We start from the raw sequence: 11,920 nt of genomic DNA, 5'->3' as shown, positions 1-11,920 counted from the left end.
TATCTTATTTGAATTTGGCTAGCTCCTCGTGAGAGCACAGTGCTTAGGTTTTAATTAAATACAACCGTTTTGTTTGAATAAACCATCACTTTCCTGTCGGCATGAAGTTTTATGGCTCTTGCTAAAACTAATCTTTCGAGATCTCTTCCTTTCATAATGAAATCTTCAACTGAATTGATATGTGAAACTCGGGCAATATCTTGTTCCATAATCGGACCCTCGTCTAATTCTTCAGTAACATAATGACTGGTTGCGCCTATGATTTTTACCCCTCTTTTAAAAGCGGAATGGTACGGTTTTGCTCCAGGAAATGCAGGTAAGAAAGAATGGTGAATATTGATGATTTTATTTTCGTAAAGTGATATTAACTTTGGCGTAATAATTTGCATATAACGCGCCAATACGATAAAATTGATTTCGTATTTTTTTAACAATTCGATTTGTTGTTGCTCTCCTTCAATCTTATTGTCCTTGGTAAATGGTACATGAAAAAACGGAATGTTAAACTGATCGGCAATTGGTTTTAAATCTAAATGATTGCTAATGATCAGTGGAATTTCCACATTCAATTCTCCTGCACTATATCGTCCCAGAATGTCATACAAACAATGGTTGTATTTTGAGACAAACAAGGCCATTTTTGGTTTAACTTCTTTGTTATATAAATCCCATGACATATTAAAGTCATGCGCAATGCTTTGTTCAAAATCAGATTTGATAGACGCCACTGTAATCGAAGGGTTAGTAAGTTCACTTTCCAGTCGCATAAAGAACACGTTTTGCTCTACATCAACGTGCTGGTCTAAGTAGGTAATGTTTCCTTCTACCTTTACTATAAAATTGGTCACGGCAGCAATAATGCCTTTTTGGTCCTTGCAATGAATAAGTAGGGTAATCTTCTGCATATTATTGGTTGTTTTCGAATTGCTGATGCGCATCGTATTAAATTTTTATTCCTGTTTTGCTATTTGTAATAGAGCTCACAATAGAATTCAAAACTAAGCCAATTTTTCAAAAACAAACAAAAAACGGATGTTTTTTATTTAGTGTAGGGATGTTATTTTGTGTAATTACCAAAAGATTAAGGACGGTTTTTTGACAAAAGAGAATAAAAAAAATCACATCAACAACAATTTTTAAGTCAAATTGCTGCTAATGTGATTTTCAAGGCTAGTATTAATAAACCTAGATATACTAAGTCTAATTATATTTTCTTGTCTTGCAATGAAAACACTCTTTGAAGTAAAACAGAAGTTCTAGAGCTTAAGTTCGTTCTGATATTTTTTTCTTCAACAGCTACCATTTTAAAAACGCCGTTCATTGCTTGATTAGTTACATAATCAGTTAAATCAGGGTTTACTTTATTCACTAAAGGAATACTGTTGTATTTAGTGATGATATTTGCCCATACTTTATCAGCGCCCACTTTAGTAAACGAATTTTTGATTACTGGATTGAATTTCCCGTACAAGGCAGTTGAGGTGCTATTTTGTAAATAATTAGTGGCTGAACTATCATCTCCCATCAAGATTCCTCTTGCATCAGCAAAGCTCATGTTTTTTACAGCATCAACAAAAATAGGAGTCGCTTCTTTTACTGCATCTTCGGCAGCACGATTCAGTACTTTCAAACCTTCATCTGCTAGTGAGCTCAAGCCAACGCTTCTCAAACCAGCATCTACTTTTCTCAATTCTTCTGGCAATAATATTTTTACAGCTTCATTTCTGTAAAAACCATCCGTTGTAGTCAATTTAGTTACTTGTTTAGAAATTCCGTTATTCAACGCTTCTTTCAGTCCTCCTGAAATATCGACTAATCCCGTTCCATCAGTTTGTGGAAACTGATTCATAACTTGTTGCATTTCAGCACAACCAAAAAGAGAGAACATTGTTATTAAAATTAAAAATTTTTTCATATTTATTGTTTTATGGGTTTCTTCGGCTATTCGTTTTGAAGCTCGATGTAAAAATACCACTTAATTCAAAAACAACGCCATTTATTTTCAGGAGCACATTATTTGGGTCATTTATAGGAACAGTTGTCCCGCTGTCCGTTATATCCTTCTCGTTAAAAAACGAGAAGGGATGCCACTCCCATCGGGGCTATTAAAGAAGGTTTTGCTTTTTTATCAACATCTGCGAGGAACGGCGAGCAATCAGTAAAAAATTTTGTAAATTGCGGTACTAAAATTATCATATTCTCAAAATGAAACCACAAACACCGTATATCCCTACGAATAAAGTAAGAATTGTTACTGCAGCCTCTCTTTTTGACGGTCACGATGCAGCTATAAACATCATGAGAAGAATTATCCAAGCCACTGGTGTTGAGGTAATCCATCTAGGTCATGATAGAAGTGTTGAAGAAGTGGTGAATACAGCCATTCAAGAAGACGCTAATGCAATTGCTTTGACATCTTATCAAGGTGGTCATAACGAGTATTTCAAATACATGTATGACTTGCTTAAAGAAAAAGGAGCAGGCCACATCAAGATTTTTGGTGGTGGAGGTGGGGTTATTTTGCCTACTGAAATCGCTGAATTACAAGCCTACGGAATCACACGAATCTATGCACCAGATGATGGGCGCTCGATGGGGTTACAAGGAATGATAAATGACTTGGTGGAACGTTCTGATTTTCCTACGGGAAATAAACTGACGGATGAAGTGAGTCAATTAGAGTCGAAAAATCCAACAGCCATTGCAAGAATCATTTCTGCGGCTGAGAATTATCCTGAAATCGCAAAACCAGCGATGGACGCAATTCATAAAATGAACGAAAACTGCAAAACGCCAGTTTTAGGTATCACAGGTACAGGAGGATCTGGTAAATCTTCTCTAGTCGATGAATTAGTTCGTCGTTTTCTAGTTGATTTTCCTGAGAAAACTATAGGTTTGATCTCGGTAGATCCATCTAAACGTAAAACGGGAGGAGCACTTTTAGGAGATAGAATCCGTATGAATGCCATCAATAACCCTAGAGTTTATATGCGCTCATTGGCAACACGTCAATCTAATTTGGCTTTGTCAAAATATGTGGCTGATGCAATTCAGGTTATCAAAGCAGCAAAATACGATATCATTATCCTTGAAACTTCAGGAATTGGTCAATCTGACACTGAAATCATGGACCATTCAGATGTTTCATTATATGTAATGACACCAGAATTTGGAGCAGCAACGCAATTAGAGAAAATCGATATGCTTGATTTTGCTGATCTAGTAGCACTTAATAAATTTGACAAACGTGGCGCTTTAGACGCTATTCGTGATGTTAAAAAACAATACCAACGCAACCATAATTTATGGGATGCGAATACGGATGAAATGCCTATTTTTGGGACCATTGCTTCACAGTTTAATGATCCAGGGATGAACACGCTTTATAAAGCGATCATGGATAAAATCGTTGAAAAAACCGATTCTGATCTAAAGTCGACTTTTACAGTGACTCGTGAAATGAGCGAGAAAATTTTCGTTATTCCACCACACAGAACACGTTATTTGTCTGAAATTGCTGAAAGCAATAGAAAATACGATGACACCGTTTTGAGCCAACAAAAAGTAGCTCAAAAGTTATATGGTATTTTCAAAACCATTGAATCTGTTTCAGGAAATGTTCCTATAATCACTAAAGTTGGGATTGACGATAGCTCGGTATATCCAAGTGCGATCAAAGAGCAAGACGAAAATAATATTTTTCTAAACCTTTTACTGAATCAGTTCGATAAAGTAAAAATGGATTTAGATCCCTACAACTGGGAAGTTATCCTGACTTGGGACGAAAAAGTAAACAAATATAAAAACCCAATTTATTCCTTTAAGGTAAGAGACAGGGTAATTGAAATCAATACGCATTCAGAATCATTATCTCATTCTCAGATTCCAAAAATCGCCTTGCCTAAGTACGAGGCTTGGGGAGATATTTTACGTTGGTGTCTGCAAGAAAATGTTCCGGGAGAATTTCCTTTTGCATCTGGATTATATCCTTTCAAAAGAGAGGGAGAAGATCCTTCTCGTATGTTTGCTGGAGAAGGTGGACCAGAAAGAACCAACAAGCGTTTTCATTATGTAAGTGCTGATTTACCTGCTAAACGTTTGTCTACCGCTTTTGATAGTGTGACATTGTACGGGAATGACCCACATCTTCGTCCTGATATTTATGGGAAAATTGGTAATGCTGGTGTTTCTATTTGTTGTTTGGATGATGCTAAAAAACTGTATTCTGGTTTCGACTTGGTTCATGCTTTAACTTCAGTGAGTATGACTATTAATGGTCCAGCACCTATGTTACTTGGGTTTTTTATGAATGCTGCCATTGATCAACAATGTGAGCTTTATATCAAAGAAAACAATTTAGAAAAAGATGTTGAGGCAAAAATCAACAAAATATATAAAGAGAAAGGAGTAGAGCGTCCTCGTTATAATGGCGATTTACCAGCTGGAAATAATGGATTAGGATTGATGCTTCTGGGAGTTACTGGAGATTTGGTGTTGCCTTTGGATGTTTATAATGCAATCAAAGTTAGAACGCTGTCCCAAGTTCGTGGAACGGTTCAAGCCGATATTTTAAAAGAAGATCAGGCCCAAAACACCTGTATTTTCTCTACTGAATTTGCTTTACGATTAATGGGTGATGTTCAGGAATATTTCATCACTAATAACGTAAGAAACTTTTATTCAGTTTCAATTTCAGGATATCATATCGCTGAAGCGGGAGCTAATCCTATTACGCAATTGGCATTTACACTTTCTAATGGTTTCACTTATGTGGAGTATTATTTAAGCCGCGGAATGGATATCAATGATTTTGGACCTAACTTATCTTTCTTCTTTTCGAATGGAGTCGATCCAGAATATGCGGTGATCGGTCGTGTAGCACGTAAAATTTGGGCGAAAGCCATGAAAACCAAATACGGAGCTAACGAAAGAGCTCAAATGTTGAAATACCATATTCAAACTTCAGGACGTTCATTGCACGCCCAAGAGATTGATTTTAATGATATCCGTACGACATTACAAGCTTTATATGCTATAAATGACAACTGTAACTCTTTGCATACCAATGCGTATGATGAGGCAATCACAACGCCAACTGAAGAATCAGTTCGTCGTGCGATGGCCATTCAGTTGATTATCAATAAAGAAATGGGCTTGTCTAAAAATGAAAATCCAATTCAAGGTTCTTTCATAATCGAAGAATTGACTGACTTAGTAGAAGAGGCTGTTTTGATGGAATTCGACAGAATTACAGAAAGAGGAGGAGTTCTAGGAGCGATGGAAACGATGTACCAACGCTCTAAAATTCAAGAAGAAAGCTTGTATTATGAAACCTTGAAGCATTCAGGTGAATTTCCAATTATTGGGGTGAATACATTCTTGAGTTCAAAAGGTTCTCCAACTGTTATTCCTGCTGAGGTGATTCGTGCAACGGAACAAGAGAAGCAATTCCAGATTCAGACTTTGGAAAATCTTCATAAGGCCAATGCAGAACAAGTAAAAGTGCAACTGGATGCTATTCAGGATGCAGCGATTAAGAATGAGAATTTATTTGATCACTTGATGGAAGCTACTAAAGTATGTACATTGGGACAAATCACAGCTGCTTTATTTGAAGTAGGTGGTCAATATAGAAGAAATATGTAAGCAGAGAACCACTTTTTTGCTTTTGCAAAAAAGTGTGTGAATCGCTTATCCCGATTTTTATCGGGATCTTGCTACTGATAAAACCTTCCGTTTGTGGAAGGTTTTTTCATTTCTACTATTAAGTTAAAATACATTCAATATTTAAAAAAAGGTTATGCTACAAAGCAGAAATAGTGACTAATTCTTTCTCGGCATTATTTTAACCAAAAGAGCTGATTTCTTTAAAAGAAGATTAAATGAAAAAATTAAATTACTTGCTGGTGTTTCCCTTCTTTAATTTCTTCTACTAATTTTTTATTGAAAGCAGGTAAGTCATTAGGATTTCTACTTGTAACTAATCCTTTGTCTACAACAACTTCTTGATCATGCCAATCGGCTCCAGCATTTATTAAATCAATTTTTATGGAAGGATAGGAAGTCATTATTCGTCCTTTAACTAGTCCAGCACTAATTAAAATTTGTGGACCATGGCAAATTGCTGCTACAGGCTTCCCAGCTTTAAAAAAATCTTTTATAAAAGCTAAAGCATTTTCATTTGTTCGCAATTTATCTGGATTAATAACGCCCCCAGGTAGAACTAAAGCATCATAATCAGCAGCTTTAACATTCTTTAATTCTTGATCAACTTTATAATCTTTCCCCCAGTCAGTAGAAGCCCATGATCTTATGCTTCCGCTTTCTGGACTCACGATTTCTGCTTTCCAACCTTGTTTTTCTAAATATTCTTTAGGTGAGCTTAATTCAACTTCTTCAAATCCGTTTGTGGCCAAAATGGCTATTCTCTTTTCCATAATTTTGTAATTTCTGTTAACAGTATAAAATTACAAATTATAGTAGGGGACAATTCATAAACAGGTATTAAAATAAACATAATTTTGTTCAAGCTGTTTTGATAGAAGCTGTCCTTTAATGGAATAATTTACTTAATTCCGGATATTTTTAAATACCCAATATGCAAAATGTCTTCTTGTAGTTCCGTTTCTGACTTGGTTATTTTTATGGAATATTTTTCTTTGAGCTGACTATCCAAGATGTCAGTTACCTTATAAATGTCGTCAATATCGATTCCGTATTTATCGTCGATATGCGAGACGCCAGCACCCTTAAAACCACAATGCTTGTAAAATGTGGTTCTTTTAGACTTCTTGGTGGCGAGTCCTAAAGTTGTAGCAACGGTTAGCATTTTGTAATGATACTCTTCAAACTCATTTTCCTTATAACCGCCCAAGTTGATAAAAAACAAATGGTCTAAATTATTGTTTTCAACGGTATCTTTAGTTATAATTTCAATCGAAAAATTGTCCACGACTGAAACTTCACGCCAGGCATCGATATGGATTCTTCCTTTGGCCTCGGGCCAAAAAGATTTCATTTCTGGGATCAAACCTTTTAAGGAAGTTCCAATTCCAAAAAAAATATCATGTTGCTCTGTAAGTCGGCCGGGCGGTGTACAGCCTAGCATAACCATAAATAATTTCAATTCTTTTTCCATCTTTAGAAGCTAGATTAATTATTCAAAATAAACTTTGGCATAGTTAATGAATATATGGAAACAAAGAAACCAATAAAATTAAAATCATGAAAAAAATAATTACACTTTTAGCCATTGCAGGATTATTTGTTTTGCAAAGCTGTACTACATCAGGTAGTTTTGAAATTGCGCCTATTGCGAGAAATGAAGTTTTCGAAGTTACCACTTCGTTCAATTCAAACAATAATTACGGTAGGTTGGTAACGTTTAATCCACCTATTTATTCATCGGATATAGTTTTAGTCTACCGATTATCTGGTTCAAATAGCCAAGGGGATGTATGGGAATTATTGCCAGAAAGCTATTATTTCAATAATGGAGCACTAGATTTTGGATATAAATTTGATTATACCAATAGAGATGTTGATATATATATGATTGGTAATGATTTGCAATCTGTTACTGCTGCATTTAGATTGAATCAGGTATTACGAATTGTGATAGTACCAGCAAATTATGCTAAAACAATAAATAAAAATAGTTATTCAGATGTCATTACAGCCTTGGACTTAAAGGACAGTCAAATTCAAAAAATTAAGTTATAATAATGAATCTTAAAAAAGGGAGCCGATAGGTTTCCTTTTTTTTGTAACTTTATAAATACCGAATTAATTGTCAGACATTCATTGGTGAAAAAGGCAACTATTCTGTTGTTGATGAGTCGTGAATTTATTAAAACAACCTTTTAAAAAATACAGATATGAAAAAGATTAGTACGTTGTTAGCAGTTATTGTAATGATTGTTATTTCAAGTTGCGAAGGACCAGAAGGGCCTCCCGGATATGATGGTTTAGATGGTCAAGATGGGTTGATAGCAGAAGTGTTTGAACTTAAAAATATTAATTTTAGCTATAACGCAACTGATGGATATACTATTTCCCAGTTGTTAACTCCTAAAATATTCGCTTCGGATGTGGTCTTGATTTATAGAATGACTGGAACTATTGATTCGAGTACCCCCATTTGGCAGTTAATTCCAAGAACTCTTTTCTTATCTCAAGGGGAGTTAGATTATGACTTTGATTTTAGTAAGGAAGATTTTACGATTTATGCAGGAGGTACTTACGACTTAAGCTTAACTCCGCAATATATAAATAATCAGACCTTTCGTATTGTAATCGTTCCAGGAAGCTTTTCTGCTTCGATAAATAAAAATAGTTATGCAGATGTAATGGCGGCTTTGAATATGAAAGAAACTCAAATCCAGAGCATAAATTTTTAAGGAATTTAAATTGGCATCAAAAAAAGGAACCTTTGGGTTCCTTTTTTTTTGATATATAGTGGTGTGGTTATTAAATTTCTGTGTTGTTATTATTCTGTTTACTCATTCGTAATGAAACTACTATCCCTGCCAAAAGCGATAGTGCAATAAAAAGCAAGGATACCCACTCAGGAATCTCTATAAATTCATGTAGCAGCATTTTGAGTCCCACAAAACTTAAGATTGCAATGAGGCTAAATTCTAAATAGCTGAATTTTTCTAGCATATTGGCCAAGAAAAAATACATGGATCGCAATCCCAATATGGCAAAAATGTTTGAGCTGAGTACTAAAAAAGGATCGCTAGTGATAGCTAAAATTGCAGGTACACTATCAATGGCAAAAACGACATCCATGACTTCAATGACTACCAATGCTACAAAAAGCGGAGTTGCTGCAGTTATATGTCGTCTTTTTACGAAGAAATGCTCATGGTCGATATGATTTGATATAGGCATCAGCTTCTTAAGACCTTTATATACAAACGATTTTTTAGGTTCAAATTTTGCATCTTCACTGGTAAATAGCATTTTCATGGCTGTGAAAATCAAGAAGAAACCAAAAAGATATGTTGCCCAGAAAAATTTATGGATAAGCAACACTCCAAAGAAGATCATCAAGCCCCTAAATATAATTGCACCTAGAATACCCCAAAACAAAACTCGATGCTGGTATTTTTGCGGAATTTTGAATGCCGAAAAAATAATGGCGATAACAAATATATTATCCACACTTAAGGATAGTTCTATTAGATAACCAGTGATGAATTTAATAGACGCGGCAAGTGGTTTCAACCCATCTGGGTTTGCTATGTAGTTGTTGGCATAAATCCAATAGATCACGCCAGAAAATAAAAAAGAAAGTGTTACCCAAATAGCAGTCCACTTTGAAGCTTCTTTAGTACTAATAATGTGTGGCGTTTTGTTAAAAACCCCCAAGTCTAATGCTAAGATTATTAGAACGACAACAAAAAATGAAATCCAAACAACCATAAATAGTTTTTTTTAAAGTTTAACAAAGATACTTTTTGATTTTAATCCGCGCCATTTATTCTAATAAAGTTAATTTATAGATGAAATTTGTATTCCTAATTTGTCACAATTGGGAATTTAAAAAAATAGAGCCTTAAAATTAGCATGTTGTTATTATAGAAGGATATTTTTACGAATTCTATTATTTTAAGGGTATTACCCATAAAAAATAGAGGTAAAATTTTATAAAAGTAATAATAGCTATATATTTGTACCGAAATAATAGGGGTTTAATCTATAAAATAAGTTTTTATGTCAACAATACGTTTCCAAGCTTTGAGAGAAGCATCAACTAGAAAGCCAGTTAAATTTGAAGAATCGGGTAGAAAATCAGTTATTTTCGGTTCAAATGTGTTTAATGATAAAGCAATGAAGCAATATTTGACTTCAGATGCTTTTAAAGGAGTACAGGGCGCTGTTCAACATGGAACTAAAATAGATAGAAAATTAGCGGATTATATCGCAATGGGTATGAAAGAATGGGCTCTGTCTAAAGGAGTAACTCATTATACACACTGGTTTCAACCTCTTACGGGAGCAACTGCCGAAAAACATGATGCTTTCTTTGAAACATCTTACGACGGTAGTGATCCAGTTGAAAAATTTGGTGGTGCACAATTGATTCAACAAGAACCAGATGCATCTAGTTTTCCAAATGGAGGAATTAGAAATACATTTGAAGCAAGAGGGTATACTGCATGGGATCCTACATCTCCAGCATTTATACTTGGTACTACTTTATGTATTCCAACAGTATTTATTTCTTATACTGGAGAAGCACTAGATTATAAAACACCTTTATTAAGAGCTTTGCAAGTTATGGATGAAGCTGCTACTGAAGTGTGTAAATATTTTGATAAAAATGTAAAGAAAGTAACTGCAACCCTAGGTTGGGAGCAAGAATATTTCTTGATTGATAGAGCATTGGCTAATTCTCGTCCAGATCTTATGATGACTGGAAGAACTTTGTTAGGACATACTTCGGCTAAAGGACAGCAATTAGATGACCATTATTTTGGTTCTATTCCTACTCGTGCTTTAGTATACATGAGAGATTTGGAACAAGAATGTATGTTACTTGGAATACCAGTAAAAACACGTCACAATGAAGTAGCACCAAATCAATTTGAATTTGCACCTATTTTTGAAGAGACTAACTTAGCTGTTGATCACAACTGTCTGTTGATGGATGTAATGGAAAAAGTAGCTGAGCGTCATGACTTAAAAGTATTATTCCATGAAAAACCTTTCAAAGGAGTAAATGGTTCAGGTAAGCATAATAACTGGTCATTGGCTACAGATACAGGGGTTAACTTGTTGAGTCCAAGTAAAACTCCAATGAGCAATTTACAATTCTTAACTTTCTTTATCAATACGATAAAAGCAGTACATGATAATGAGTCATTATTGAGAGGGGCTATTGCAACTGCAGGAAATGACCATAGGTTAGGGGCAAATGAAGCGCCACCAGCAATTATCTCCGTATTTATTGGGGAGCAATTGACAAAAGTTTTGGCTGAATTAGAAGGGGTTACTCCAGGGAAATTATCTCCAGAAGAAAAAACAGATCTAAAATTAAATGTTGTTGGTAAAATTCCAGACGTTCTTTTAGACAATACAGATAGAAACAGAACATCACCTTTTGCTTTCACAGGAAATAAATTTGAGTTTAGAGCTGTAGGTTCTAATTCAAACTGTTCTAACTCAATGACTACTTTGAATGCTATCGTTGCGAAGCAATTAAGAGACTTTAAAGTTGAAGTTGATGCTTTGATTGAAACTAAAGACATGAAAAAAGATGACGCCATCTTTAATGTGTTGAGAGAATACATCAAGCACTCTAAGAAAATCCTTTTTGAAGGGGACGGTTACAGTGAAGCATGGGAAAAAGAAGCTGAAAAAAGAGGTTTAAGTAACTTTAAAACTACTCCTGAAGCATTAAAAGCAAGAGCTTCTAAACAAGCTTTAGATTTGTTTTCTGGATTGGGCATCATGAACCATGTTGAAGTTGAGGCACGTTACGAAATTGAATTGGAAGAGTACACTAAGAAAATTCAAATTGAAGGTAGAGTTTTAGGGGATATTTCAACAAATCACGTAATTCCTACTGCTATTCGTTACCAAAATACTTTGATTGAAAACGTAAAAGGATTGAAAGATATCTTCGGAACTGATTTTGAAACTATCGCAAAAGAACAAATCATTTTGATCAAAGATATTTCAAGACATATTGAAGGAATCAACTCTAAGGTACTTGAGATGACAAATGAAAGAAAGAAAGCTAATGTTTTGACTGACGGTCAAGAGATGGCTGAAGCATATTGTAATAATGTTAAACCTTATTTTGAAATCATTCGTGAGCACTGTGATAAACTAGAGCTTTTGGTTGACAATGAATTATGGACATTAACTAAATACAGAGAATTGTTGTTTACTAAATAATAACAAATCT

Annotated in this window: 9 protein-coding genes; 4 read left to right on the top strand and 5 right to left on the bottom strand. The window is 34.7% G+C overall.

Annotated elements, in window-relative coordinates:
* Positions 1–50: 50 nt before the first annotated feature.
* Together purU and BLV91_RS16580 are read right to left on the bottom strand one after the other, a co-directional pair.
* Complete coding sequence (gene purU, locus BLV91_RS16585) at positions 51–905, bottom strand: formyltetrahydrofolate deformylase (protein ID WP_091435298.1); 855 nt, start codon at positions 903–905, stop codon at positions 51–53.
* Positions 906–1,204: 299 nt separating this feature from the next.
* On the bottom strand, positions 1,205–1,915 hold the full coding sequence (locus tag BLV91_RS16580) for a DUF4197 domain-containing protein (protein WP_091435297.1): 711 nt from the start codon (positions 1,913–1,915) through the stop codon (positions 1,205–1,207).
* A gap of 290 nt (positions 1,916–2,205) precedes the next feature.
* Between BLV91_RS16580 and BLV91_RS16575 the strand changes: the two genes are divergently transcribed.
* Positions 2,206–5,646, top strand: coding sequence for a methylmalonyl-CoA mutase family protein (locus BLV91_RS16575; RefSeq protein ID WP_091435294.1), 3,441 nt, complete (start codon positions 2,206–2,208; stop codon positions 5,644–5,646).
* Between the two features lie 245 nt (positions 5,647–5,891).
* Here the strand turns inward: BLV91_RS16575 and BLV91_RS16570 are convergent, their stop codons facing one another.
* Together BLV91_RS16570 and BLV91_RS16565 are read right to left on the bottom strand one after the other, a co-directional pair.
* On the bottom strand, positions 5,892–6,437 hold the full coding sequence (locus tag BLV91_RS16570; protein WP_091435292.1) for a type 1 glutamine amidotransferase domain-containing protein: 546 nt from the start codon (positions 6,435–6,437) through the stop codon (positions 5,892–5,894).
* A 128-nt stretch (positions 6,438–6,565) separates the two neighbouring features.
* On the bottom strand, positions 6,566–7,138 hold the full coding sequence (locus BLV91_RS16565; RefSeq protein WP_091435290.1) for a DUF1543 domain-containing protein: 573 nt from the start codon (positions 7,136–7,138) through the stop codon (positions 6,566–6,568).
* An 86-nt stretch (positions 7,139–7,224) separates the two neighbouring features.
* On the opposite strand from BLV91_RS16565, the gene BLV91_RS16560 reads away from it, so the two are divergent.
* Both BLV91_RS16560 and BLV91_RS16555 read left to right on the top strand, forming a co-directional pair.
* The gene (locus BLV91_RS16560) at positions 7,225–7,722 is read left to right on the top strand and encodes a hypothetical protein (protein ID WP_091435288.1); all 498 of its coding nucleotides are present in this window, start codon (positions 7,225–7,227) and stop codon (positions 7,720–7,722) included.
* 155 nt (positions 7,723–7,877) lie between these two features.
* On the top strand, positions 7,878–8,399 hold the full coding sequence (locus BLV91_RS16555; protein ID WP_091435286.1) for a hypothetical protein: 522 nt from the start codon (positions 7,878–7,880) through the stop codon (positions 8,397–8,399).
* 70 nt (positions 8,400–8,469) lie between these two features.
* On the opposite strand, the gene BLV91_RS16550 is transcribed toward BLV91_RS16555, so the two are convergent.
* Positions 8,470–9,429, bottom strand: a complete 960-nt coding sequence (locus BLV91_RS16550; RefSeq protein WP_091435284.1) for a TerC family protein — start codon at positions 9,427–9,429, stop codon at positions 8,470–8,472.
* A gap of 291 nt (positions 9,430–9,720) precedes the next feature.
* Here BLV91_RS16550 and BLV91_RS16545 point away from each other — a divergent pair, with 291 nt between their 5' ends.
* Positions 9,721–11,910 carry a glutamine synthetase III family protein gene (locus BLV91_RS16545; RefSeq protein ID WP_091435282.1) on the top strand — a complete coding sequence of 730 codons (2,190 nt, stop codon included), beginning with the start codon at positions 9,721–9,723 and terminating at the stop codon, positions 11,908–11,910.
* Positions 11,911–11,920 lie beyond the last annotated feature (10 nt).

Source organism: Flavobacterium degerlachei (assembly GCF_900106645.1).
GTDB lineage: Bacteria > Bacteroidota > Bacteroidia > Flavobacteriales > Flavobacteriaceae > Flavobacterium > Flavobacterium degerlachei.
This window is presented reverse-complemented; position numbering and strand designations above follow the sequence as displayed.